The organism is uncultured Desulfovibrio sp. (assembly GCF_949282365.1).
Lineage (GTDB): Bacteria > Desulfobacterota > Desulfovibrionia > Desulfovibrionales > Desulfovibrionaceae > Desulfovibrio.
On record NZ_CASDOY010000001.1, the window covers coordinates 186,189 to 211,729 of the forward strand.

The following is a 25,541-nucleotide window of genomic DNA, read 5'->3' on the forward strand; positions in this document are numbered from 1 at the left end:
CGCGTACGCATGAGGTAGCAGCATGACCGACACCGGCTCCATCGATACCACTATCCGCACCCTCGGCACGCCCAAAATCATCTCCCGGCTGCCCTACCTCACCTGGGTGGACGACGTGCGTCTGCCTGTCCAGGTGGACAAGGAACTCTGCGAGGAATTCACCGAACCCGTGCGCCTGGACTTCGAGGCCGCCGGGCCCCGGAAGAAACTCTATTTCGATCCCAGCAGGGCCAAATGCGCCATCGTCACCTGCGGCGGCCTCTGCCCCGGGCTCAACGACGTCATCCGGGCCATCGTCATGGAGGCATATCACGCCTACCATGTGCCCTCCATCATGGGCATCCGCTATGGTCTGGAAGGCTTCATCCCGTCCTACGGACACCAGCCCATAGACCTGACGCCCGAACGCGTGGCCGACATCCACCGTTTTGGCGGCACCATCCTCGGCTCCTCGCGCGGGCCCCAGTCCTCCGAGGAGATCGTGGACAGTCTGGAACGCTCCAATGTCAGCGTCCTGTTCGTCATCGGCGGCGACGGCAGCATGAAGGCCGCCCTGAGCATCAGCCGCGCGGTACAGGCGCGCAATCTCAGGATCGCCGTCATCGGCATCCCCAAGACCATCGACAACGACATCAACTTCATCCCCCAGTCCTTCGGTTTTGAAACGGCGGTCTTCAAGGCCACCGAAGCCATCGAATGCGCCCATAACGAAGCCAAGGGCATGCCCAACGGCATCGGCCTGGTCAAGCTCATGGGCCGTGAATCGGGCTTCATCGCCGCCCAGGCCACACTGGCCATGAAGGAAGTGAACTTCGTCCTGGTCCCCGAAGCGCCTTTCAGCCTGGAAGGCGAAGGCGGCCTGCTGCCCGCCCTGGAAGAACGCCTGAAAAGCCGTCATCATGCCGTCATCGTGGCGGCGGAAGGCGCGGGGCAGCATCTGCTGGACCGATCCGGCGCCACCGATGCCTCGGGCAACCTGATGCTGGGCGACGTGGCCGACCTGCTGCGCTCGGAGATCAAGCGCTACATGGACGCGCGCGGCATCTCCCACGGCATCAAGTACATCGACCCCAGCTACATCATCCGTTCCGTGCCCGCCACGGCCAACGACAAGGTCTATTGCGGCTTCCTGGGCCAGTACGCCGTGCATGCGGCCATGGCCGGGCGCACCGACATGGTGGTGGGCAAGATCCAGGACCGTTATGTGCATCTGCCGCTGGAACTGGTGACGCGCCGCCGCCGCAAGCTCAATATCTACTCCGACCTCTGGCGTGCCGCGCTGGAATCCACCGGTCAGGGCATGCTGGCCGGCATGCTGCCGCAGCAGGAACCCCGTGGCTAGCCTGAATCAGGTCAAAGCCTCCGCCGGGTCAGGCAAGACCTATGACCTGACCCGGCGTTTCCTGTGCCTGCTGGCCGCCTGCGGGACCCCGGCGCCAGCGGCTTCGTCCGCCTGCGGGCTGGGCAACGGCCCCTCCGGCTGGGACGAGATCCTGGCCATCACCTTCACCAATGCCGCTGCCGGCGAGATGCGCGACCGCGTCATCGGCCGTCTCAAGCGCATCGCCCTGGGCACGCCGGAACAAGGCATCCCCCTGACGCCCGCCGCGGCCGCCCGCTGGCTGGACGTCATTCTGCACGATCTGGGCAGCCTCAACATCCGCACCATCGACAGCCTGCTCCACGCCATCGTGCGCGCGGCCGCCCTGCAGCTGGGGCTGCCGCCGGACTTCCAGCCCGCCTTCGTGAGCATGGATGCCGTGACGCCCTATCTCGACACCTTGCTGAACCAGGCCGCCCAAGGCAACGAGGCCATGGAAAAACTGCTGCGCGACCTGTACTGGGCCATCGTCCATGTGCAGCAGAGCAAGGGCTTCAGCGCCGGGGACAAGCTGGGCGATATCGTCCGCCCCCTGCTGGACGGCATCCTGCGCGGGGAGTTCACGGATATCGCGGGGCCGGACGAGCTGGAGGAACGCTCCCGGCAGCAATGGCAGCGTGCCAGCCAGCTGGCCACCGTTGTCCTGCGCGAAGCGGTCAGCTGCAAGGCCGCTGTCAACGCCAATGCCCGCAAGGCGCTGGAAAACCTGCGGGACCGGCAGGAGGCGGCCTTAAGGTCCAAATTCGTCACGGACAGCGCCGTCGCCAAGTTCCTCAATGCCAAGTCTGCCTGCAGCCCGGAACTGGACACGGCCCTGGAGCAGCTGCGGGGCTGGCTGCCCGGCTTCGTGCGCCGCCACGCCCTGCTCCGTTCGGCACGCAACTTCGCCCCGGCCGTCCGGCTGGCCACCCTGCTCGTCCAGGCCCTGCGTGCCAACCAGCAGCAGGAAGGCACCCTGCCCGCCGTGCGTGTGCCGGAGCTGGCCAAACAGGTGCTCGACGGCCGTTTTGGCGTTTCCGAGGCCCTGTGCCGCCTGGGCAGCCGTTTGCAGTATTTTTTGCTGGACGAGTTCCAGGACACCAGCCGCGAGCAGTGGCAGGCCCTGAGCCCGCTGGTGGAGGAGGCCCTGGCCCGGGGCGGCTCCCTGACCTGGGTTGGCGATGTGAAACAGGCCATCTACGGCTGGCGCGGCGGGGATGCCGCGCTGTTCGACGGTATCGAGGCCCCGCTGCTGCGACTGGCCCCGGATCCCCGTCACGAGACGCTGCCCGCCAACTGGCGCAGCTGCCGCCAGATCATCGCCCACAACAACGCCCTGTTCTCGCCGCTGGCCGATGCCACCGTGGCCCGTCAGGCCCTTGGCGCCCTGATGCCGCAGGATACGCCCCCGGACCTGCTGGACGGCTTTGCCGGGCGTGTGGCTGCGGGCTATGCGGGTACGGCCCAAGAGTTTTCCCCCCAGTCCGCGGCCGGGGGGCTGGTGTGCGTGGGAGAGATCGAGGGCGACACCAGCGATGAACTGAACGAACGGGTCCTGCGCCACCTCTGCACCGTGATCTTGCAACGGCTGGCGCCGCACCATGCCTGGCAGGAGATGCTGGTCCTGGTGCGCAGCAACGCCCAGGCCTCCCTGGTGGCCGAAGCCCTGGCCGCCGCCGGTATCCCCATGGTCACGGAAAACAGCCTGCTGCTGGCCAGTCATCCTCTGGTGGTGCAGAGCGTGGCCCTGTTGCAGTTCCTGTGCAATGCGGAAGACGAGCTGGCCCTCTGGACCGTGGTCACGGGCAGTCTGGTGCAGGAGGGCCCCCTGCCCGTGCCCGACCTGCAGCAACTGCACGACAGCTGCGCGGGACGCGGCGGCACGCCCCTGCTCCAGCATCTGCAACAGGGATTCCCCATTTTCTGGGACACGGTCCTGGCGCCCTTCCATAATCAGGCCGGTCTCATGACGCCGTACGACACCGTCATGGAATGGTACGGCCGCCTGCGGGTCTTTGAGCGCCATCCCGGGGCCGACGTCTTCCTGCGCTGTTTTCTTGAAGTGCTGCGCAATGCCGAGGACCAGGGGCTGGGGACCCTGCCCGACTTCCTGGCCCACTGGCAGGAAAAGGGGGCGGAAGAGAAAGTCCCCATGCCCGAGAGCATCAATGCCGTGCGCATCATGACCATCCACAAATCCAAGGGGCTCGAGGCCCCCGTGGTCATCCTGCCCTGGACCAATGCCCTGCTCAAGGCGGACGGCCCCGTGCTGATGGAAGAGGACGGCCTGCGCATGGTCTGCAAGAACGGCCCGCATTGCGGCAGGATCTATTACGAGGCCCTGCTGCATCAGGCCGTGGAGCTGCTCAACCAGTTCTATGTGGCCTTCACCCGTGCCCGGAACGAGCTCCATGTGTTCCGCACCAGGGCCGCCAGCGTGCGCAAGGGCTGTGGCAGCGACGCCCTGGACGTGCTGTGGCGGCAGGCGGATCTGGAGGTGCCTTATCTGCTGGAGGGCCGGGACGACATCCGGCATCCCCGACGCCCCGCGCCGCAGGACGACGAGGCGGACGCCCCCGCGCAGGACGTGGGCCCGCAGGGGCAGGAGACGCAGGACCGCCCGCGGACCGCATGCGACCCGCCCGAGGACTGGCGGCCCATGCAATGGCTCCCGCGGCTCAAGATCTACCGCAACCCTCTGGAACGGATGAGCTTTTCCGCGCGTGATCGCGGGACCCTGCTGCATGCCTGCCTGGAGCAACTGCCTCTGGGTGGCCTGGATGCGGACAACATCAGGGCCGCCGTGCGTGACGTCCTGTCCACCATCCCCCTGTCGGACAACGGGGACGGCCCCGGCCGGGACAGCCTTGCCGCGGACATGGAAAACTGTCTGGCCTGGCTGCTGCGCCTGCCCCAGTTCGCCCTCTGGCAGCGGCGCGGCGTGCCGGAGCAGTCCATGCTGGCGGCCGACGGGCCCCGTCGCGAGCTGTTGCGAGCGGACCTCATCGTGCCCCTCGCGTGGGGCACGCTGGTGGTGGACTACAAGAGCGGCACGGTCGTGGACGAGCACGTCCGGCAGGTCCGGCGCTATCTGCACTGCCTGGAACAGAGCGGGGCAGGTCCCGCCCGTGGCCTGCTGATCTATCTGGACAGGCAGGCATTCCGTCTGGTGGAGCCGGACAAGGCCTCGGAACTGTTCACGGACCTTGGAGCCTTTCCCCGTTATTTCAGTGAGGTCCACGCATGAGCGCCAGCCCCTTCCACATCTTTTCCTGGCGACGTCCTTTCCTGCCGGCCCTGAAACAGGCCGTCGACCTGTGGAGCGGGGGACATCCGGGATCCGCAGTCATCATCGTCCCCCACAACCGCCCCTGGCGCTATCTGGTGGACCTCTATGCCGCCGACGGCGCCACCGGTCTGCTGCCCAAGGTCCTTTCCCTGCCGGACATGGTCTGCCTGTGGCGCATGCACGGCAGCGCCGCGTCCCTGCGCACGGCCTGCCTGCTGGACCGGGTCGCCCTGCTGCGGGACTGCGTGCGGGAACTGGCCGCTGAAGACCATGAACTAGAAAAGCGTTTCGGCGATCTGCCCCCGGGGGCTTTCCTGCCCTGGGGCATCCGTCTGGCCGGACTGCTGGAGGAATTGCTGGGCCAAAACATGGTCACGGACGACCTGCCCTTCATCGACGATGTCAGCCCCCCGGCGGCGGCCCTGCTGGGCGCGTTGGGGCGCATCCGCGACGCCTATGTGGCCGCTCTGGCCCGGCGGGGCTGGACCACACCGGGCCATGATTTCTGGCTGGCGGCCCGGCACGCCGCAGCCATCCCCGACCTCCTGCGGCCCGCGGCGGACCGTCCCGTGCTGCTGGCCGGTTTTTCCCTGCTGACCGAGACCGAGGACCTCCTGCTGCGCAGTCTCTGGCAGGCCGGGGCCCGGGTCTGCCTGCATGGCGATCCGGCACTGGCCGCGGCCGGCGACCGGCAGGCTCCCGTCCACTGGGCCTGCCGCGAGCAGGCGGCCTGGATACAGCGCTGGCAGGCCGCGACCGACCTCTGGGCAGACGACGGCCCCGCCTGCGCGGACGATCCGCAAAAATGGCACTATTTCAGCGGCTATGACCTCCATTCCCAGCTCAGGTCCCTGCGGCAGGATCTGGAAGCTCCTTCCACAGCCTCCACGGCCATCCTGCTGACCCACGGCGATCTGCTCCTGCCCGTGCTGCATCACTTGCCCGACAAGGACGTCAACATCTCCATGGGCTATCCCCTGGAGCGCTCGCCCCTCTACCACCTGCTGGACAGCCTGTTCCAGCTGCACGAGGGCAGGGACAGGGAGGGCCTGTTCTACTGGCGGCAGTTGCTGGCCTGCCTGCGCCATCCCTATCTGGGCATGCTGCGGGCCGGGGAGACTGACGACAAGGCCGCGCGCCCCCTGCGCCCCCTGCTGCGCCTGCTGGAAAAACATGTCCGCACCGGCAGGCGTCTGGTGGCCGCCGAAGACCTGCAGGCCGTGCTGGAGGCCGAAGCGGCCAGCCCGGAACGCGACCTGCTGCTGGCCCTGCTGGCCCTGCTGCTGAAGGATTTTGGCAGCGTCGACAGCCTGTCCGCGCTGGCCGGCGCGCTGCTGCGCCTGAGCGACCTTTTGACCCGCTACGGGCAGGGCGTCTGGCAACGCTTCCCGCTGGATGCCGAGGCCCTGTACCGTCTTGTGCGCCACTGCGTTCCGGAATTGCAGCACAATGCCCTGGCCGGCGAGGAACTGCCCCCCCGTCTGCTGCACGCTCTGGCCCGGCAGCTGCTGCAACAGCAGCGCATCCCCTTCGAAGCCGATCCGTTGGGCGGCATACAGGTACTGGGCATGCTGGAAAGCCGCCTGCTCCAGTTCGACAGGGTCTTCATCGTGGACGCCACGGACGACGTCCTGCCCGGAACGCCGGCCCAGGACCCTCTGCTGCCGGACAGCCTGCGCCGCATCCTCGGCCTGCCCGATGCCCGACGCCGGGAGCGCGCGGCCTCCCACACCCTCTACCGCCTGTGCGCCTGTGCCCGGGAAGTCCGTTTTTACTGGCAGGAGAGCCAGGGGCGTTCCGGCCTCATGGACAGCAAGAAGATCCGCAGCCGCTTCGTGGAGCAGCTGATCTGGGAACATGAACGGCGCAATGGCAAGCTCCTCAAGGCAGGCACGCCACCGCTGGCCGTGGCCGCCTGCGATATCTCTCCCCTGCCGGCACAAGGCCTTGTCCTGCAGCGTACCCCGGCCTTGCAGGATGCCATGCGGGCCTTCCTGGCCACACCCATTTCGCCCACGGCGCTGGACACCTACCTGCGCTGCCCGCTGGCCTTTGTCTGGAAACACCTCTGCCGCTTCCGCCCCGTGGAGGAGGTCAATGAAAAAGATGATCCTGCGGAAGTGGGCTCCGTGCTGCACGATGTCCTGCAACAGCTGTACAGCCCGTTCCGCAACAAAGAGGTGGACGGCTCCAGCATCAGCATGGAAAGCGTGCAGGCCGCCTTGCGGCAGCAGATGGAACGGCACAAGCTGCAAAACCTGCTGCCGCCCGACAGCCTGATGATGTTCGCCATGGCCGCGCCCCGCCGCCTGGAGGACTATCTGCGCGGGCAGCCCAGGGCCACCATCCTGGAGCTGGAATTCCCGCTGACCCAGTCCATCCGCTGCAACGGGCGGGATTATTGCCTGCGGGGACGTCTGGACAGACTGGACCGTCGCGAGGACGGGCTCTGCATCGTGGACTACAAAACGGGCATCATCAACAGCCCCTCCGGGGATCTCTGGGAGGACAAGGAGCTGTTCGCGCGCATCGCCCGGGTACAGACGGCGGACAGCCCGCCGGACGAACGTCTGCGGCTGGCCGACGAGGCCTTCGCCACGCTGGCCGAAAAACTGCATATCGTGCAGCTGCCGGCCTATCTGTGCATGCTCGAGGCCGCCGGATACACGGACCTGCACGATGCCGCCCTGGTGGAACTGCGCGACACGGGACGGGAGCACTGGCTGTTCGGCCCCCGGCTGGAGCCGGACAACCGCAAACGTCTGCGGCAGTGCGCCGCCGTCCTTTCCCTGCTGCTCTGGCATATGGAGCACGGCCCAGACTTCAGCGGGCGGCCGGATGACGGCTGCCGCTGGTGCGATTACCAGGCCCTTTGTCAGGCCTGACAAGCCGCTCCCCTTGTGAAGATTTGCTTTTTTTGTTAGTCATTATTTGAAAAATGCTTTCATACGGTCCGCCGAGGGCCTTACCTTATAGCGCCATGTTGGAGGTTGCATCATGGCTTTCCCTTCCTTGTCCATTGGAGACCTGACCGCTAAGATGCCCATCGTCCAGGGAGGCATGGGTGTTGGCATTTCCCTTTCCGGCCTTGCCTCCGCCGTTGCCAATCAGGGCGGCATCGGCGTCATCGCCGGAGCCATGATCGGGATGAAAGAACCCGATGTGGCCAAGAATCCCATCGAAGCCAATCTGCGCGCCCTGCGCCAGGAACTGGCCAAAGCCCGGGAAAAGACCCAGGGCATCATCGGCGTCAACATCATGGTGGCGCTGACCACGTTCAGCCAGATGGTGCGCACGGCCATCGAGAACCGTGCCGACATCATCTTCTCCGGCGCAGGCCTGCCTCTGGACATGCCCCGGCATCTGCTGCAGGCCTGCGAAGAAAAGAAGGAAGAGTTCAAGACCAAGCTGGTCCCCATCGTCTCTTCCGCCCGCGCGGCGACCCTGATCGCCCGCAAGTGGCTCTCCCGTTTCGACTACCTGCCTGACGCCTTCGTGGTGGAAGGCCCCAAGGCCGGCGGCCATCTGGGCTTCAAGCGCGAAGAGATCAACGACCCGAACTTTGCCCTGGAAGTCCTGGTCCCCCAGGTGGTGGAAGCAGCCAAACGTCTTGAAGACCAGAAGGGCCGTCCCGTGCCCGTCATCGCCGCCGGCGGCGTCTATACCGGCGAGGACATCAAGAAATTCCTCGATCTGGGCGCTTCCGGCGTCCAGATGGGCACCCGCTTCGTGGCCACCAAGGAATGCGATGCCGATGAACGCTTCAAACAAAGCTATATCTCGGCCCGCGAGGAAGACATCACCATCATCAAGAGCCCGGTGGGCATGCCCGGCCGCGCCCTGCAGAACGCCTTTATCGAGTCCGCCCGCAAGGGGGACAAAAAACCCTTCAAGTGCGTCTTCCATTGCGTGCATACCTGCGACCAGGAAAAGACGCCCTATTGCATCGCCCAGGCGCTCATCAGCGCCATGAAGGGCAACCTGGAACGGGGCTTTGCTTTCTGCGGCGCCAATGTGGCCCGCGTCAACAGCATCGTCTCGGTCAAGGAATTGATGGATTCCCTGCAGCAGGAATTCGATCAGGCACTCGCCAGGGGCAAGCAGACCCTGCAAGGGCTGCTGAAATAGCTCCAAGCACTTCATCAGGGGCCGGTATCCCGGCCCCTTTTTTTGAGCCTGACCGCCATGGATGATTCCTTTCCCCCTGTGGACAGCGCCACCCTGCCCCCCAGCGAAGACAAGCGCCTGCGCAACAGCCATCCCCTGTACAGCCGCATGAACGGCGAAGTCATCTGGATGGCCTATGAGGAGCTGGGCTTCGAGGCCGACGCCTGCGCTGCGGCCATGGATGCGGAGCTGGACCTGCGCCGCCGCATGACGGATGTCATGGCGACCCTGGAACAGCGGCCCGATGCCTGCTGCCTGCTGGAACTGCCGCCGGAGCCTTGTGCCGACTGCTCCGGCTGCCGCGGACTGGCGTTGCTGGCCGTGGATGCGGCCACGCCGCACTGGCAGGGCTGGCTGCCGCCCTATGCCATCGGCTGCCGGGCACGCTGCCGTCTGGTGACGCGCGCGGAGGCGGAACAGGCGAATTGCCGCTTCCCCGCGGGCCTGCGTCCGCCGCGACGCCAGATGGTCTGCCCCTGTCTTGCCCCCGCAAAGGGATGAGGGCCGGGAAGCCCCGCGTGACGACGCGGCCTGCCGCGCGGCGGCAAACGGGAATGCGGCTCCGGGAGGGCGACGCATCCCCGCCGTCACGTTCGACACCTCTGCCGCCTCTCTCCATTGTTCCAGCGCCGCGATACCACCTGCGCGCCGCTCCGCTGCGATCCGGGCCCGGCCTGGATGCCGTACCTTGCCGTGCGGGACTTCCCTGAAGCCGGCCCTGAGCAGGACAAAGAAATTTCGGCCGTTCCCGGAAAAAGGCTTGCCTTTTTCGCAAAGCTTGGGTAAAGGAACTGCTTGCGCGGCCATGCTGGATGCATGGCTCATTGCCTGCGCAATGCGCGGCCGCTGTTACCCGGCTTTGCCGCATCAACGATATACACAGTTTTCTGCATATACGGAGGACATCATGAGCAAAGAATGCGATTTCTGCGGCAAAAAGCCCCAGGTCGGCAATCTTGTCAGCCATTCCAACATCAAGACCAAGCGCCGTTTCAACCCCAACCTGCAGCGCGTGCGCCATCAGTTCGCTGACGGCACCGTGCGCACCCTGACCGTGTGCACCCGTTGCCTGCGCTCCGGTGCGGTGACCAAGCCCGCCGCCCGCGCCAAGCAGGACTAAGTCCGCTTTTTGCCAGTACGGCCCCGGTTGCGCCTGCAATCGGGGCTTTTTTACTATGAAGCCCCGTCTGTTGCGCCTGCCAGCCCCGCTTGCGGGATACTGGCACGTCCAGCGCCGTCCGCGTCCTCTCCCGCCCGGATGGCGCTCCCTCACCGGTCCGGCCGGGATCGTCTCCTACAGCCAGCGGCAGGAGATGATCCTTGTCCTCAGTGCCTGCGGCATCCCACACCAGCTCTGGCGCTTCCGGCAAAAAGAATACATCTATATACCGGCCCTGCTGGAGCGTATCGCCCGGCGGGAACTGCACCTTTTTCATGAGGAAAAGCAGCGCCCCCCGGCTCCCCGTGGCCTGCCGCCCGCCCTCCATGACCGCTGCTGGCTGGCCGCCCTGCCCCTGCTGCTGCTCGTGCTCTGGCACGGCCTGCGTGCCGGCTGGTGGGCAGCACCGGAGGCCCTGCCCCTGCCCGGGCTCTGGGAGGCGGCGGGCGTGCTGGACAACGTGCGCCTGCGCATCTACGGCGAATACCAGCGCCTGTTCACGGCCCTGACCCTGCATGCCGACGCGGCGCACCTGGCCGGCAATGTGATGCTGGGCGGCCTCATGCTGCCTCTGCTGGCCCGGCTGACAGGTCCTGGCCGGGCTCTGCTGCTGGCCGTTGCCGGAGGCGGCTTCGGCAATGCGCTCACGGTCCTGCTGCGGCGCGAATTCGTCCTGAGCCTGGGCTTTTCCACAGCCGTTTTCGCGGCCATCGGCGCTCTGGCCGGATTCATGATCCTGCACCATGAGAACAAGCGCTATCTGCCGCTGGCCGCCGGTATCGGCATCCTGGCCATGTGGGGCATGGGTGAAGGGAACGTGGATTATCTGGCCCACGTCTGCGGTCTGGCCGCCGGTACGGTCCTGGGCTTCGGCGAAGCACTGTGCGAGCGCCGCCGCTGGCCGGGCCTGTCGCAATGGGCGGCCGCCCTGCTGGCCCTGGCCCTGCCTGTCCTGGCCTGGCTGCGGGCCTTTGCCGGGGTGTAAGCCGGTTATAAAAAAGCTGCGCCGCCCGACCGGGAACATACCGGATGCGCAGCCAGTCGCCCTCAAGGGCACCGATGCTGGTGGGGATATGCCTGCCCTGCGGGAGAAAGTCCCCCGGCATCCTCCCAAACAGACCGCTAGAAAAGTTGCAGTCGGGTCACGGCCAAAACAGCCCAGACCGTCACGAAGGTCCCCATGAGGCAGGCATAGGCCCGCCGGGTGCGCAACGAAAGGATACCGCCCACCATGCTGGCGCCGAAGAGCATGGGCCAGGTCATCTGGCCCTTGAACAGGGAAAGGCCGTCGCCCAGCAGACGACAGAGCAGCCACAAGGCCGTGAAGCAGAGCATATAGAGCGCGAACTGCCAGACAGCGCGTACCACCGCGCCCAGGAGCACCGCCCGGCCGGGGCTCCAGCCGTGCTCGGAACGGGCCGGGGCCGCCACCAGATCCACCAGCGGATTGAGCGCTATCCGCTGGTAGCGCTCCGCATAGCTGGCCCCGTAGGCCGCGAAGACCGCGAGCATCAGCGGCGCGAGAAACTGATGGGCCTCTGTCCAGCCCGGATCGATGGAGAGGGGGAAAAGCAGCAGGAAGGCCAGTGTCCCGAAGGGCGGGACGACGCTCCCCAGGGCGATGACGTCGAGCCACAAGAGCTCGACCACGATCCCCAGGGAGAGCGCAGGTTGCCAGTGGCCGGAGATCACCCCCAGCAGCAGGGCCCAGAACAGCGGCCTGTCAACCAGCCTGACGATGCAGGAAGAACGGGCTATCCCCGCGAGGACAAAAAAAAAGCGTACTGCAGGCCCAGCACGAGGGCATCAGAGAAGCTGCTCATAGGCATCCCGGATTTTGTCGGACGGTACACAGCGGAAATCCAGTTCCACAGCCTGCTGCAGCATGGCCCGCAGGTCCGTCCTGTCCTGCTCGGAAAGGGCCACATGGGGGAAGACCTGGATCTTGCCCGGTGCATAGTGCAAATTGCCGATATTGAGCGCGCGGATGCCCACCCCGCTCTCCAGGGCCTTGCGGGCATCCTGGCAGTCGGCAAAGAGCACGAGACTGCTCTCGCCGCAGCGGGACAGCGTTTCGCCCAGGTCTTCCACCGGCACGAAATGCATGGCCACCTGCTCAGGCACGGCCAGGGACACGATCTGCTGCTGCAGAAGATCCGCAGCCATGGCATCATTGGCCACTATCAGGTGCCGGGCGGCCACATACGGCAGCCAGCCTTCGATGACCTGCCCGTGCACCAGGCGGTTGTCCACCCTGAACCAGAGCATGGATCAATCGCCTGTTTTTTCTTTGTTCCGTGAGCGCAGCATGCTGCCGGCCACGACGATGCCCTTGGTACCCGCCTCACCGGCCAACTTGGCCAGCTCGGCAAGCGGCTTTTCGCGGCAGGTGAAGACTTTGAGCAGCATGGGCAGGTTGACGCCGGTAACGACTTCCACATTGTGGCTCCCCAGCAGGGAAAGCGCCAGATTGGTAGGGGTGCCGCCGAACATGTCGGTCAGGATGATGACCCCGGCGCCCTTGTCCAGGCGCTGAGCGGCGTCGTCCAGACGGCGTACGGTCTCGGGCACTTCCTGGGCGATGTCCACGCTGATGGAGGTACAGTCGCTCAGGGTGCCAAGGATGAATTCCGCCGTACGCAACATGGCAGAACCATAGTCGGCATGGGCGACGACGATGATGCCGACCTGGGTGGAAGATTGCTGTTCCGACATGACATACCTCGCGCTGGAACTGAAATTGCTGCGAAGCGCAGCCGCTGGCGGCAAGAGTGCCAGCTTTCCTAGCCAAGTTCAAGATGCCTGTGTTCGACACTGGCCGGGTAATCCGCCTGGCGCAACATTTGGAACAGGGCCTCGGCAGTGGCCACCGAACGGTGGCGTCCCCCGGTACAGCCCACGGCGATGGTCACCCTGTAGCGTCCTTCCGCCTCCATCTGGGGCAGCATGAAACGCACCAGGTCGAAGAGCCTGCGTTCGAATTCCCGCGCACTCTCGGAAGCGAAGACATAATCCCGCACGGCCTTGTCCCTGCCGCTGAGCGGGCGCAGTTTTTCCACAAAATAGGGATTGGGCAGGAAACGCAGGTCGAAAACGAAATCCGCCTCGCGCGGGACACCGTACTTGAAGCCGAAAGAGATGACATTGACCCGGATGGCCCGGAGCCTGCCCGGCGTCCTGCTCCAGCGCTTCTGGATGGCGCGACGCAAGTCATGGATGGAAAAGTGGCTGGTGTCTATGACCAGATCAGCCATCTCGCGCACCGGCGTCAGACGGCTGCGCTCTTCGCGCAGGGCGTCTTCCAGCCCCATGCCCTCGCACTCCAGGGGGTGCGGGCGGCGGGTCGTGGCATAGCGCCGCATGAGCTCCTGCTGCCCGGCCTCCAGGAACAGCAGCAGGGGGCGGATGCCATGCTCGGCCAGCCGGGCCAGCGCACCGTTGAGTTCCTCCAGGAAATCCTGCTGCCGCATGTCCATGCCAAGGGCCATACCCCGGAAGCGCTCCATGGACTCGCGCCGCATCATGTCCGCCATTTCAGCCGCCAGACTGGCGGGCAGACCGTCCACGGTGAAATAGCGCAGATCCTCAAAAACCTGCAGGGCCGTGCTTTTCCCGGCCCCGGAAAGACCGGTGACGATACAGATCTGGACGGGCGTCGCCGCTTCATCGGATGTCTGGCTCATGGCATTCTCGAAAGGGCCCCCTTGCGGGGGCCCGGGATATGTTTACAAAACGGGGTCGATGACGGCATAGCCGCCGATGCGGCGCCGGTAGACCACGTTGACGCGCTCGGTCTCGGCGTTGATGAAGACAAGGAACTCACTGCCGATGGATTCCAGCTGCATCAGGGCCTCGTCCAGATGCAGGGGCTTGGGCGCGAAGCGCTCGGTACCCACCACGGCGGGCTCTTCGTCGGGCTCGGCCTCCAGATTGTAGGTGAAGACATCCACGGCGGCGTTGCGGGCCTGACGGCGCTGCTCCTTGACGCGCGAGACATGCTTCTTGATCTGGGCCTCGACCTTGTCCACCACGAGGTCGATGGCGGCGTACATGTCGGAGGACTGCTCGGTAGCGCTGAGATGCAGCCCCTCGCCGGCGATGGTCACTTCACAGCGATGCCGGAACTTGTCCACGATAAGCACAACACCGACTTCCAGCCCGGCAGCCTTGCCGAAAAAACGCCCCATCTTTTCCATACGGCGACGGGCGTACTTCTTCAGATGATCGGAGGCCTCGAAGTTCTTGAAAGTAAAAGCAATGTTCATAGAACCTCCCGTGGTGCAGGAATCAGAAATGTTCCTTGCGCTTAGAGGATGAGGGGATGTTCAGCGCCGTGCGGTACTTGGCCACCGTGCGCCGGGCTATATTGACCTTCAACTGTTCCTTGAGCAATTCGCCGAGGCGTTCGTCGCTCAGGGGAGCTTTGGGATCTTCATCGGCAATGAACTTCTTGATGAGGGCCTTGACGCTCTCCGAGCCTACCTGACTTCCGTCATCCAGTTCAAGCCCGCTGTTGAAGAAAAATTTGAGTTCAAAGATGCCGTGCGGCGTGGCCACATATTTATTGGTGGTGATGCGGCTGACCGTGGACTCGTGCATGCCGATGTCGTCGGCGATATCCTTGAGGATGAGCGGTGCGAGCCTAGTGACACCGTCACGGAAAAAGGGCTGCTGGTGTTTGACGATGCTCTCCACCACCTTGTACAGCGTCCGCTGGCGCTGGTACAGGCTGCGGATGAGCCAGGAGGCGGAACGCATCTTTTCCGCGACGTAGTCCTTCTCCTTTTCATTACAGGAGGGGACGCCGTCACGCAACATGCTGGAAAGCTGCAGATGCGGCAGGCCGTCCTCGTTGAGCAGGATGACGAACTCGTCGCCCACGCTGTACACGAAGACGTCCGGGCTGACGTAAGTGGGCTCGCTGCCGTCGAAACTGGCCCCGGGCAGGGGTTCCAGAGACTGGATGATGTCCAGGTATTCGCGCAGGCCTTCCATATCCAGCTTGAACTTGCGCAGCAGGGGCTTGTAGCGGTGGGCCTCCAGATCCTCCAGATGCGACTGCACCAGTTCCAGCAGGATGGGATCGCGGTCGTAGCGCAGGTTCTTCAGCTGCACCAGCAGGCATTCACGGGCATCGCGGGCCGCCACGCCCACGGGATCGAAGAGCTGCACACGCTCCAGCACCGTCTGCACGGCCTCGGGCGTGGTGGACGCCATCTCGGCGATCTCCTCGATGCTGGCGTGCAGATAGCCCGAAGACCCCAGATTGCCGATGATGATCTCGCCGATCTCCTTCTGCTCGTCCGTCAGGGTCGAAAGATGCAGCTGCCACAGCAGGTGGCCTTCCAGGGTGGGCTTGGCCGAATAGCGGGCCTCCAGGGGCGAGATCTCTTCCGCTATCTCCAGCTCGCGGCCCTGGGAGCTGCGCGGCGTACTGGCGAACTCCCCGAGATATTCCTCCCAGTCGGCATTGCGGGACAGGTCCTCGTCGTAGACTTCGTCCTGCGGCTTTTCGTGGCGTGCGTCCTCCGCCTCCTGCTGGGGGGCGGGCTCGCCGGCCGGGGCTTCCTCCAGGAAGGGATTTTCCAGCAGCTCCTGCTGGACGGTCTCCAGAAGCTCGACACGAGAAAGCTGCAACAGCTTGATGGCCTGCTGCAGCTGGGGGGTCATCACCAGCTGCTGCGACAATTTGAGTTGTTGACGAAGTTCCAATGCCATAACATGTGATCCTGTCTGTAAAAATTTCCTGCGTTTCAAATAGCATGCCACATGCGGCAGCAATAGGCAAGACAGACTGCGGCCGGAAGGAGGACCGCCCTTCACGGCGCGCATAAAAAAGGGCGCCCCGTTGCTCACGGAACGCCCTGCACAGTGCTTTGCGCAACGGCCTAGTCCTTGTGATTGGTCTTGGCCGCCTTGATGAATTCACGGAACAGAGGATGGGCCGCCATGGGACGGGACTTGAATTCGGGGTGGAACTGGCAGCCCAGGAACCAGGGATGGTCGGGCAGTTCCACGATCTCCATCAGGGAGCCGTCAGGGGCGGTGCCGCTGAAGACCATGCCCTTTTCTTCCAGCAGGTCCTTGAAGGCATTGTTGAATTCGTAGCGGTGGCGGTGGCGTTCCTCCACCAGTTCCTTGCCGTAGGCCTCGAAGGCACGGGTGCCGGGAACGATCTTGCAGGGATAGGCGCCCAGACGCATGGTGCCGCCCTTGTCGCTTTCGGCGTCGCGCTTTTCCAGGTTCTTGGTACGGAAATCGAACCATTCGGTCATCAGGTAGATGACCTTGTGGGCGCTCAGGGGATCGAACTCCTCTGAGTTGGCGTCTTCCAGACCGGCCACATGGCGCGCGAACTCGATGACCGCGCACTGCATGCCCAGGCAGATGCCGAAGAAGGGGATGCGGTTCTCGCGGGCATAGCGGATGGCGGCGATCTTGCCTTCCACACCGCGGTAGCCGAAGCCGCCGGGCACCAGGATGCCGTCGCAGCCGGCAAAGGTCTCGGCCACGTTGCCGTCGTCCACGTTCTCGGAGTTCACATAGCGCAGGTTCACGGAAACGCGGTTGGCCACGCCGCCGTGCATCAGGGCTTCATGCAGGCTCTTGTAAGCTTCCTTCAGGTCCACATACTTGCCCACGATGGCGATGGTCACGCTGCCCTGGGGGTTGGCGCAGTCGTAGACCAGCTTTTTCCACTCTTCCAGATGGGCGTTGCGCGCCGGCAGGCGCAGCATGATGGCCACTTTCTGGTCAAAGCCTTCCTCATAGAAGCGCAGCGGCACCTCGTAGATATTGCCCACGTCCACGGAGGAGAAGACCGCATCCTGGTCCACGTTACAGAACAGGGCGATCTTGCGGCGCATCTCTTCGGGGATGCTGTGCTCGCAGCGGCAGAGGATGATGTCGGGCTGGATGCCGATGGAAAGCAGTTCCTTGACGCTGTGCTGGGTGGGTTTGGTCTTGTGCTCGCCGGCGGCCTTGAGATAGGGCACCAGGGTCAGGTGGATGTTCAGGCAGTTGTCGCGGCCCAGGTCGGACTTGAGCTGGCGGATGGCCTCCAGGAAGGGCAGGCCCTCGATATCGCCCACGGTGCCGCCGATCTCGATGATGGCCACGTCAGGGGCGTTGTCGCCTTCGGCCAGGGACAGCACTGTACGTTTGATCTCGTCGGTGATGTGGGGGATCACCTGCACGGTGCCGCCCAGATAGTCGCCCCGGCGTTCCTTGGCGATGACGTGGTTGTAAATGGCGCCGGAGGTGGTGTTGTTTTTGCGCGACATGGGCACGTTGAGGTAACGCTCGTAGTGGCCCAGGTCCAAGTCGGTCTCGGCCCCGTCATCGGTCACGAACACCTCACCGTGCTGGAAGGGGTTCATGGTGCCGGGGTCAACATTGATATACGGATCCAGTTTTTGGATGGTGACGGAAAGTCCCCGGGTCTGCAGCAGGGCCCCCAGCGAAGCCGCGGCAAGCCCCTTGCCCAGGGAAGACAACACACCGCCCGTAACAAAAATGAACTTGGTTTTCATGAACTCCTACCTTTTGGTGACATACAGCGGACCGTGGTCCGGACCGCATGTGCTGCGCAGGGACAGGCCGCTTTCGCGCAATCGGGTAGTTTTACATCAAGTTGAAGAAATTTGCCAGCATTGACTATTAGAAACTTTGCAGGTAGTCTCTTTTTCCATTTCCACAGTGGCCCTTTGTGGCTACCGCTTGCAAGGAGGCTTCTGCCGCATGGGCACAGTCAATACTCTCGTCATCACCGGCTATGGCACCAATTCCCACCTCGAAACCGCCCACGCTGCCCGCCTGGCGGGTGCCGACCGCGCTGACGTCGTCCATTTTTCCGACATCGTGGCCGCCAAAGTCCGCCTGAGCGACTATCATTTCCTCGTTTTTCCCGGCGGCTTCCTGGATGGCGACGATCTGGGCGCCGCCCAGGCCGCCAGCATGCGCTGGCGCTATCTCAAGGACAGCACGGGCACGCCCCTGCTCCAGTCCCTGACCGACTTCATCAATGACGGCAAGCTGATCCTGGGCATCTGCAACGGTTTCCAGCTGCTGGTCAAGCTGGGCGTGCTGCCCGCCCTGGACAACAACCGCTTCGAGCGCCAGGTCTCGCTGAGCCACAACGACTCCGCCCGCTATGAAGACCGCTGGGTCCATCTGCTGCCCAATCCCAAGAGCCCCTGCGTCTTCACCAAGGACCTGCCCATGATGGCCATGCCCGTACGCCACGGCGAAGGCAAGCTCATCGCCCGCGACGACGCCACCCTGCAGCGCCTGGCCGACGAGAACCTCATTGCCCTGCAGTATGCTGATCCCGAGACCGGCAAGGCCACCATGGAATATCCGCTCAATCCCAACGGCTCCAGCCTGGCCATCGCCGGCCTGACGGATCCCAGCGGACGCGTGCTGGGCCTCATGCCCCATCCCGAGGCCTTCCATCATGTGACCAATTACCCCACCTGGACCCGCGGCGCCATCGACGTGCCCCCGGCCACCCAGCTGTTCTCCAACGCCGTGCGCTATCTGCGCGCCCTGTAGGAAAACGGTCCAGGACTTCCCGCTTGACAGCGGACGCGCAGCCAGCTAGATTCTCCCAACCATTTTGCTGGTTACGGCCTAGGTGGTCGCAGACACAGGTGTCGATCATTTGCAGCGAGCCTGCCGCCCTTTGCTTTTGAAAGCACTTTTCTGGTTTCAGGGAAGTGCTTTTTTACTGTGAGGGATTGTCATGCATATAGCAGAGATTATTGCCCGGATAGAACAGATGGCCCCCCTGCAGGGAGCCGCGTCATGGGATGCCTCCGGCCTTCAGGTGGCGGCCCGCAGGACCGATGCCGAACGCCTGGCCGTCTGCCTGGACCCGAGCCCGGCTTCCATCGCAGCCGCGCTCAAGCTCGGTGCCCAGTGCATCCTGAGCCATCATCCGCTGGCCCTCAAGCCGTCGCTGCCCAAGCGCCTCGACCATTATCACGAGGTCCTGCGCCTGCTGCTGACCAGCGACGTGCCGCTCTATGCGGCCCATACCTCGCTGGACGTCAATAGCGAAGGCCCGGCGGCCTGGCTGGCCCGCGAGCTGCACCTGGACGGTCTGGCCGTGCTGGAACCCACCGCCCCCGGTACGGGCGACCTGCCCCACGGGTTCGGCCTGGCCGGCGATCTGGCCGAACCTGTGAGCCTGCAGCAGCTGACGGACATGCTGGCCGCGCACATCGACCTGTCCACGGCCACGGTCAGCGGTCCCTGCCCGGCTGCCATCCGGCGCGTGGCCTACTGCACCGGTTCCGGCTCCTCCCTGCTGGACGAGGCCCGGGCCGCGAACGCCGATATTTTCATCACCGGCGACGTCAAATACCATACGGCGCTGGATACGCAACTTTGTCTTTTCGACGTGGGACACCACAGCCTGGAAGAAGAAATGATGCGGCGTGCCGCCATCGAGCTGCAGCATGCCTGCCCGGGGCTCGAAGTCGTCTTCGTGCCTTCGGCCTCTCCATTCCAGCCCGTCCGGCCCCGCGTTTTTTAGGAGGGAACTCATGAGCAACGCTGTCTACCTTGACCAGATCCGCCAGCTTGTCGAGCTGCAGAAAGTGGATGACGCCATCTTTGCCGTGCGTCAGGAACTGGAATCCGCGCCCCGCCAGCTGGACGAGCTGCAGGCCAAATTCGACGCCAGCAACGCCCAGCGCGAACGCATCCTGGAAAAGCTGGCCCACCTGCAGGAACAGCAGAAGCGTCTGGCCATGGAGATCGACGACGATTCCGCCCGCATCAAGAAGAGCAAGAACAAGCTCATGCAGGTGGAAAACACGCGTGAATACCATGCCATGATGCGCGAAATGGACAGCATGGAAAAGATCAACCGCTCCCGTGAGGAAGAAAAAATGGCCCTCATGGAAGAAGTGCAGCGCCAGAACGACGCTCTGGCCGAACTGGACCTGACCCACGGCGCCCTGCAGGCCGAGCTGGAAGTGCGCCGCGACGGCATGGAAGAAAAGATCCAGATGGCCCAGGCCAAACTGGCCGAACTGGAGGAAAAGCGCCACCATGCCGCCGTCGTCATCCCCCAGCCGGTCTTCGTGCGTTACGAATTCATCCGCGAACGTCTTGAGCATCCCGTCATCGTGGGCGTGCGCGAGGGCATCTGCTCCGGTTGCCATATCGCCATCCCGCCGCAGTCCTTCATCGAGCTGCAGCGCGGCCAGCAGATCCTGAGCTGCCCCAACTGCCAGCGCCTGATCTTCTGGAACGAGCATTTCCCCGACATGGAGCTGCAGGCCATCCCGCCCAAGCCCAAGACGCTGGTGGACTAAAAAATCAACAGGCAGGAGCCGGCCAGATCGCCGCTGCGGGCATCGTCCCGGAGAGGAAAGTCCGGGCTCCACAGGGCAGGACGCTGGATAACGTCCAGGAAGGGCGACCTTCGGACAGCGCCACAGAAAGCAAACCGCCCGGCCGGTCCCGTACCGGCCGGGTAAGGGTGAAACGGTGGAGCAAGAGACCACCAGATGCCATGGTGACATGGCATGCTCGGCATACCCCGTCTGGAGCAAGGCCAAATAGGGAAGGAGGCTGGCCCGGCCATACCTTCCGGGTAGGCTGCTTGAGGGAGCGGGCAACCGCTCTCCTAGAGGAATGGCGATCGCGCGCCCCGGCGCGAACAGAACCCGGCTTATCGTCCGACTCCTGCCTGTTTTTTTGCGAGTACAGCATGACACGACTTCCCGTCCGTCCCTGGGCCCTGGTGCTGGCCGCAGGACAGGGCAAACGCCTGTCCGCCGCCACAGGCGGCCGCTCAAAACAGTTCCTGCCCTGGCAAGGGGCTCCCCTCTACTGGCATTCAGCCCGCACGCTGGCCCGCTCCGGGGCCGTTGCGGGCCTTGTTTTTGTCTTTCCTCCGTCCTGCCTGGAGGAAGAAGGCCGGCATCTGGAGCAGCTCTTCCGGGACGAGGACCTGGGCCTGCGCTGGACCGCCGTGGCCGGCGGCGCGGAACGCCAGGACTCCGTGCGCCACGGGCTGGCCGCCCTGCCGCGGGAGGCCACGCACGTCCTGGTGCATGACAGCGCCCGCCCCTTTATGACCGCGGCCCTGGTCCACCGCGTCTGCAACGCCCTTGCTGCGGGCGCCGCGGCCGTCATCCCCGGTCTGGCCGTCACCGATACCATCAAGGTCGTGGAAAACGACCTGGTGACGGCCACTCCGCCCAGGGCCAGTCTGCGCGCCGTGCAGACGCCCCAGGGCTTTGCCCTGGCCCCCCTGCTGGCGGCCCACCAGGCGGCCCGGCAGGAAAGCGCCGCCGGACGGCCAGCCACGGACGATGCCGCCCTGATGGAAACCTGCGGCCATCCCGTGCTGGTGGTGCCGGGCGACGCCGCCAATATCAAGATCACCCATCCCGAGGACCTTGCCTTGCTGGAAGAACGCTCCCCCGTCATGCCGCTGCCACGCGTGGGCATGGGTTATGACGTCCACCGTTACGGCAGCGGTCGCCCCATGAAGCTGGGCGGCATCGCCATCGCCAACGCGCCCGAAGTCATCGCCCATTCCGACGGCGATGTCCTGCTCCACGCCCTGATGGACGCCCTGCTGGGCTGTGCCGCCCTGGGCGACATCGGCCGTCTTTTCCCCGATGCTGACGCACGTTTCGACAATATTTCCTCCGCCGTCCTCCTCGACGACGTGCTGGAGCGTTTCCACGATGCCGGTCTGACCCTCTGCCATGTGGACCTGACCGTGGTGGCCCAGAAGCCCAGGCTGGCTCCCCAGCGTGAAGAGATCCGCAAGAACGTGGCCCGCCTGCTGGGCCTGCCCCTGGATGCGGTCAACATCAAGGCCACCACGGAAGAAAAACTGGGCTTTACCGGCGCCTGTGAAGGCATCAAGGCCTATGCCGTGGCCACGGCGTTCCAGCTGCCCCCTCACCCGAGCAACACCAAGGAGATGGCATGACCCCCGAGCTGCACCGTCCCTGGTTCTCCCATTACGAACCCTCCGTCCCCCGTACCGTCCCCGTGTTCGACCAGCCCCTGTACAGCCTGCTGGACGAGGCCGCCGCGCAGTATCCCCAGCGTCTGGCGCTGATCTTCCAGAACACCCGGCTGACCTACAGGGCCCTGCATGATGCCGCGGAGCTCTTTGCCGGGGCCCTGCGCCGCGCAGGCATCCGCCCTGGGCAGCGCGTGGCCGTCATGCTGCCCAACCTGCCCCAGACCATGATCGCCTTCTGGGGCGTGGTCAAATGCGGCGCCGTGGCCGTGATGGTCAATCCGCTCTACATGGAGCGGGAACTGCTCCAGAACCTCAATGACGCCGGCGCGGAATGCCTCGTACTGCTGGACATGCTCTGGCCCCGCGTGGAGCCCCTGCGCGACCGCCTGCCCGTCAGGACCTATGTCATCACCGGTATCGCCGATGCCCTTTCCTTCCCGCTCAATCTCCTCTACCGCTTCACCAAGGGACGGCAAAAGCCCGTCTCCGTGCCCTATGGCGAGCACGTCATCGCCTGGAAGGATTTCACCAGGGGCGTGCAGCCCCTCTCCGAAGCCATCGCCGACCCGATGAACACGCCCGCCCTGCTGCAGTACACCGGCGGCACCACCGGCATCCCCAAGGGCGTGGCCCTGACCCACAGCAACCTGGGCACCAACTGCCGCCAGATCCTGAGCATCATCCAGGAGACCGCCGCCGCGGAGCACCGTTTCGTGGGCCTGCTGCCCTTCTTCCACGTCTACGGCCTGACCACGGGCCTGACCATCCCGGCCGCGCTGGCGGCCACGGTCCTGCCCCTGCCCCGCTATGTGCCCCAGGACGTGCTGCACCTCATCGGCAAACATCGCCCCACGGTCTTCCCCGGCGCACCCGCCGTCTACAGCTCGCTCCTGCAGCAGAAGAGCCTGAACCAGTACGACCTGACCTGTATCAAGCTCTGCATCTCCGGCTCAGCGCCCCTGCCCCGCGATACCTTCCGCCGCTTCCAGGAGCTGACCGGCGCCATCATCCTCGAAGGCTACGGCCTGACCGAAGCCTCGCCCATCACTCACATCAATCCGCGCGAGGACAGCAAACAGAAGGAAGGCTCCATCGGCATGCCCCTGCCCGGCACCGACGCCCGCATCGTGGACAGCGAGAGCGGTACCGCCCCCCTGCCCGTGGGCAAACTGGGGGAACTCGTCATCCGCGGCCCGCAGGTCATGCAGGGCTACTGGCACTTGCCCGACGAGACCGCCAGCGCCCTGCGCAACGGCTGGCTCTATACCGGCGACCTGGCCGTCATGGACGAGGAAGGCTACTTCTTCATCATGGACCGCAAGAAGGATATGGTCATCGTGGGCGGCTACAATGTCTATCCGCGCGAAGTGGACGAGGTCCTGCTGGAACATCCCGATGTGCTGGAGGGCGTCAGTGTCGGCATCCCTGACGGCGTGCGTGGCGAGACCCTCAAGGCCTATATCGTGCCCCGTCCCGGCACTACCCTGACCAAGGCCGATATCGTGGGCTGGTGCCGCCAGCGCCTGGCCTCCTACAAGGTGCCCCGTCTGGTGGAATTCCGCGAGGAGCTGCCCAAGACCATCGTGGGCAAGGTCCTGCGCCGCGCCCTGCGTGAAGAAGAAATGGCCAAACAGGAAAAAAGGGCCGCCCGCCATGCCGCCCCTGCCCCGCAGGACGGCGCGCCCGCCGGCGCGGGACAGGACGAGGCGCCCGCCGCCAGGGAGGACTGATGCGCCTGCTGATCCAACGTGTCCTCGAGGCCTCCGTCAGCGTGGACGAACGCTGCAGCGGCGCCATCGGCAAGGGCTTGCTGGTCATGACCGGCTTCGGCGAGGAGGACGGCCCGGACCTCCACCACAGCCCGGTCTTTGCCGGCATGGCCCGCAAGCTCCTCGACCTGCGCATCTTCCCCGGCGAGGGCGACCGCCGCGACAAATTCGACCTTTCCGCCCGGGACTGCGGAGCCGATGTCCTGCTGGTTCCCCAGTTCACCCTCTACGCCGACTGCCGCAAGGGCCGCCGGCCCTCCTTCTCCCATGCCGGCGATCCTGCCTGGTCCTGCGCCATGTTCGAGCGTTTCGCCCAAAAGGTCAGCGAGGAGAACGGCCGCCCCGCAGCCACCGGCGTATTCGGCGCGGACATGCGCGTGCGGCTCGTCAACTGGGGCCCGGTCACCATCTGGCTGGATTCCCGTGAGGTGCTGCCGCATTTGTACAGTTGACGACGAGACGGACCCGGGGAGAAGCAGCCCCCTGCCCGCGCGGGCGGGCCTTCCCCGCCCTTCAGGCAGTGTTGCTGTTGATGCCCGTAATGCCTGCGGCGCACGAACACTGCCCGGCCGACCGCCATCCGGCCGCCCTCCTTCCCGATGCGCTCTTTCAAAAGCCATAAAAAAGGACAGCCCTGCGGCTGTCCTTTTTTATGGCTTCCCGCCCACCGGATGCTGCCAAAAGAAGAAGAAAAAAGAAAAGCATCCGTCCTGCTCTTTCTCGCGGCCCATCAAAATGCGTTTCCCTTAAAACATACAGCCCGACGCCCTTTAGCCTCTCCCAAAGATAAAAACCTGACCCGCACAGGCCAGGCTCAGCATTTTTCCAGGGGACCATCAGTACTGGCCGCCTTGCCGCGAGCAGCCAGCCGACATCCTCCAAAGCGCATTTGGGAAGGATGGGGGGAGTTTGAGGGGGAAGGGGACCTTTTATGCGCCGGGCACAGGTCCCCTTCCCCCCTCAAACATATCCATCCCGCAGACTATCCCCGTGCGTCCAGCGCGCACAGGGCCAGGCGGGCGGCCTCCTGCTCGGCCTTCTTGCAGCTGCTGCCGCTGGCCGTGAACTGCTGCCCCGAGGGCAGGGAGACCTGTACAGTGAAATGCCGGGCATGTTCCGGGCCTTCGCAGGCCAGGGTGGTGTAGGTGGGACGGTCGTGAAAGAGCGCCACGGAGCGCTCCTGCAGACTGGTCTTGAAATCCTTGGTCTTGGGAGTGCCCACACTGACGGAATCCAGCAGGGGCCCGAAGATGCGGGCCACAACCTTCCGGGCCGCATCATAGCCGCCGTCCTCGTAGACGGAGGCCAGCACGGCCTCGAACACGTCGCTGAGCACGGCGTCCCGGCTGCGGCCGCCCTGCTGCTCCTCGCCGCGTCCAAGACGCAGCAGCCGGTCGATGCCCGTTTCCCGGGCCAGGCGAGCCAGGCTGGTGGTGCCCACCAGCTGGGAGCGCACGCGGGTCATGTCGCCTTCGCGGGCCTGCGGGAAGCGCGTGAACAGCTCCCACGAGATGCACAGCTCAAGGACGGCATCGCCCAAAAATTCCAGACGTTCGTTGTGCGCCTGGCCCAGACCGTGTTCATTGGCCCAGGAGCTGTGCGTCAGGGCCAGGGCCACCCGTTCCGGCTGTGAAAAATGATAGTCCAGGATCCGTTCGATCCGTTCCCGTTCCGTGGCAGAGATGCTGAGGTCGTGTTTTTTGCTCTGTTCCATGCCCCGTACTCTAGCCACTTCAGGGAGCATGGCAACAGAAATTTTCTTGACACCCGGCCTTTCAGCGCCTACCTATTTGGAG

The 25,541-nt window shown here is 64.8% G+C and carries 21 protein-coding genes and 1 other RNA gene; 14 read left to right on the plus strand and 8 right to left on the minus strand.

All coding sequences use genetic code 11. From position 1 onward, the window contains the following. The first annotated feature begins 22 nt into the window (after window positions 1-22). The 7 genes from Q1X76_RS00815 (at window position 23) to Q1X76_RS00845 (ending at window position 10,960) form a co-directional block, all read left to right on the plus strand. Window positions 23-1,342, plus strand: a complete 1,320-nt coding sequence (locus Q1X76_RS00815; protein ID WP_300717474.1) for an ATP-dependent 6-phosphofructokinase — start codon at window positions 23-25, stop codon at window positions 1,340-1,342. After that, window positions 1,335-4,607, plus strand: coding sequence for a UvrD-helicase domain-containing protein (locus Q1X76_RS00820; protein WP_300717475.1), 3,273 nt, complete (start codon window positions 1,335-1,337; stop codon window positions 4,605-4,607). The genes Q1X76_RS00815 and Q1X76_RS00820 overlap by 8 nt, the downstream gene beginning before the upstream one ends. Beyond that, the gene (locus Q1X76_RS00825) at window positions 4,604-7,534 is read left to right on the plus strand and encodes a PD-(D/E)XK nuclease family protein (RefSeq protein ID WP_300717476.1); all 2,931 of its coding nucleotides are present in this window, start codon (window positions 4,604-4,606) and stop codon (window positions 7,532-7,534) included. The genes Q1X76_RS00820 and Q1X76_RS00825 overlap by 4 nt, the downstream gene beginning before the upstream one ends. 112 nt (window positions 7,535-7,646) lie before the next feature. After that, the gene (locus tag Q1X76_RS00830) at window positions 7,647-8,777 is read left to right on the plus strand and encodes a nitronate monooxygenase (protein ID WP_300717477.1); all 1,131 of its coding nucleotides are present in this window, start codon (window positions 7,647-7,649) and stop codon (window positions 8,775-8,777) included. A 57-nt stretch (window positions 8,778-8,834) separates the two neighbouring features. Continuing rightward, window positions 8,835-9,317, plus strand: a complete 483-nt coding sequence (locus Q1X76_RS00835) for a hypothetical protein (RefSeq protein WP_300717478.1) — start codon at window positions 8,835-8,837, stop codon at window positions 9,315-9,317. A gap of 406 nt (window positions 9,318-9,723) precedes the next feature. Continuing rightward, on the plus strand, window positions 9,724-9,936 hold the full coding sequence (gene rpmB / locus Q1X76_RS00840; protein WP_300717479.1) for a 50S ribosomal protein L28: 213 nt from the start codon (window positions 9,724-9,726) through the stop codon (window positions 9,934-9,936). Window positions 9,937-10,129: 193 nt separating this feature from the next. Continuing rightward, window positions 10,130-10,960 carry a rhomboid family intramembrane serine protease gene (locus Q1X76_RS00845; protein WP_300717480.1) on the plus strand — a complete coding sequence of 277 codons (831 nt, stop codon included), beginning with the start codon at window positions 10,130-10,132 and terminating at the stop codon, window positions 10,958-10,960. Window positions 10,961-11,097: 137 nt separating this feature from the next. On the opposite strand, the gene Q1X76_RS00850 is transcribed toward Q1X76_RS00845, so the two are convergent. The 7 genes from Q1X76_RS00850 to Q1X76_RS00880 all read right to left on the minus strand — a co-directional run bounded on the left by Q1X76_RS00850 (window position 11,098) and on the right by Q1X76_RS00880 (window position 17,507). Continuing rightward, window positions 11,098-11,733 (minus strand): hypothetical protein, encoded by a 636-nt coding sequence (locus tag Q1X76_RS00850; RefSeq protein ID WP_366140956.1) that lies wholly within the window; start codon window positions 11,731-11,733, stop codon window positions 11,098-11,100. 48 nt (window positions 11,734-11,781) lie between these two features. After that, on the minus strand, window positions 11,782-12,243 hold the full coding sequence (locus Q1X76_RS00855; protein WP_300717482.1) for a PTS sugar transporter subunit IIB: 462 nt from the start codon (window positions 12,241-12,243) through the stop codon (window positions 11,782-11,784). 3 nt (window positions 12,244-12,246) lie between these two features. Then, complete coding sequence (locus tag Q1X76_RS00860) at window positions 12,247-12,690, minus strand: PTS sugar transporter subunit IIA (protein WP_006004575.1); 444 nt, start codon at window positions 12,688-12,690, stop codon at window positions 12,247-12,249. 68 nt (window positions 12,691-12,758) lie between these two features. Beyond that, on the minus strand, window positions 12,759-13,658 hold the full coding sequence (rapZ, locus tag Q1X76_RS00865) for an RNase adapter RapZ (RefSeq protein ID WP_300717483.1): 900 nt from the start codon (window positions 13,656-13,658) through the stop codon (window positions 12,759-12,761). 42 nt (window positions 13,659-13,700) lie between these two features. Next, window positions 13,701-14,240, minus strand: a complete 540-nt coding sequence (gene raiA / locus Q1X76_RS00870; RefSeq protein ID WP_300717484.1) for a ribosome-associated translation inhibitor RaiA — start codon at window positions 14,238-14,240, stop codon at window positions 13,701-13,703. A gap of 22 nt (window positions 14,241-14,262) precedes the next feature. Then, on the minus strand, window positions 14,263-15,693 hold the full coding sequence (rpoN, locus tag Q1X76_RS00875; protein ID WP_300717485.1) for an RNA polymerase factor sigma-54: 1,431 nt from the start codon (window positions 15,691-15,693) through the stop codon (window positions 14,263-14,265). A gap of 170 nt (window positions 15,694-15,863) precedes the next feature. After that, entirely contained in the window at window positions 15,864-17,507 is a 1,644-nt protein-coding gene (locus Q1X76_RS00880; protein WP_300717486.1) for a CTP synthase, read from the minus strand. Between the two features lie 208 nt (window positions 17,508-17,715). On the opposite strand from Q1X76_RS00880, the gene Q1X76_RS00885 reads away from it, so the two are divergent. The 7 genes from Q1X76_RS00885 (at window position 17,716) to dtd (ending at window position 24,197) form a co-directional block, all read left to right on the plus strand. Further along, window positions 17,716-18,528: a phosphoribosylformylglycinamidine synthase subunit PurQ gene (locus Q1X76_RS00885; protein WP_300717487.1), complete on the plus strand. Its 813-nt coding sequence runs from the start codon at window positions 17,716-17,718 to the stop codon at window positions 18,526-18,528. Window positions 18,529-18,718: 190 nt separating this feature from the next. Continuing rightward, the gene (locus Q1X76_RS00890; protein WP_300717488.1) at window positions 18,719-19,513 is read left to right on the plus strand and encodes a Nif3-like dinuclear metal center hexameric protein; all 795 of its coding nucleotides are present in this window, start codon (window positions 18,719-18,721) and stop codon (window positions 19,511-19,513) included. Between the two features lie 10 nt (window positions 19,514-19,523). After that, the gene (locus tag Q1X76_RS00895) at window positions 19,524-20,300 is read left to right on the plus strand and encodes a C4-type zinc ribbon domain-containing protein (RefSeq protein WP_300717489.1); all 777 of its coding nucleotides are present in this window, start codon (window positions 19,524-19,526) and stop codon (window positions 20,298-20,300) included. A 14-nt stretch (window positions 20,301-20,314) separates the two neighbouring features. Then, window positions 20,315-20,678, plus strand: an RNA gene (gene rnpB / locus Q1X76_RS00900) — RNase P RNA component class A. 20 nt (window positions 20,679-20,698) lie between these two features. After that, the gene (ispD, locus tag Q1X76_RS00905; RefSeq protein WP_300717490.1) at window positions 20,699-21,937 is read left to right on the plus strand and encodes a 2-C-methyl-D-erythritol 4-phosphate cytidylyltransferase; all 1,239 of its coding nucleotides are present in this window, start codon (window positions 20,699-20,701) and stop codon (window positions 21,935-21,937) included. Beyond that, window positions 21,934-23,706, plus strand: a complete 1,773-nt coding sequence (locus Q1X76_RS00910; protein WP_300717491.1) for a long-chain fatty acid--CoA ligase — start codon at window positions 21,934-21,936, stop codon at window positions 23,704-23,706. Before ispD ends, Q1X76_RS00910 begins: the two co-directional genes overlap by 4 nt. Continuing rightward, window positions 23,706-24,197: a D-aminoacyl-tRNA deacylase gene (gene dtd, locus Q1X76_RS00915; protein WP_300717492.1), complete on the plus strand. Its 492-nt coding sequence runs from the start codon at window positions 23,706-23,708 to the stop codon at window positions 24,195-24,197. Before Q1X76_RS00910 ends, dtd begins: the two co-directional genes overlap by 1 nt. 530 nt (window positions 24,198-24,727) lie before the next feature. On the opposite strand, the gene rnc is transcribed toward dtd, so the two are convergent. After that, window positions 24,728-25,459, minus strand: coding sequence for a ribonuclease III (gene rnc, locus Q1X76_RS00920; protein WP_300717493.1), 732 nt, complete (start codon window positions 25,457-25,459; stop codon window positions 24,728-24,730). Between the last annotated feature and the right edge of the window lie 82 nt (window positions 25,460-25,541).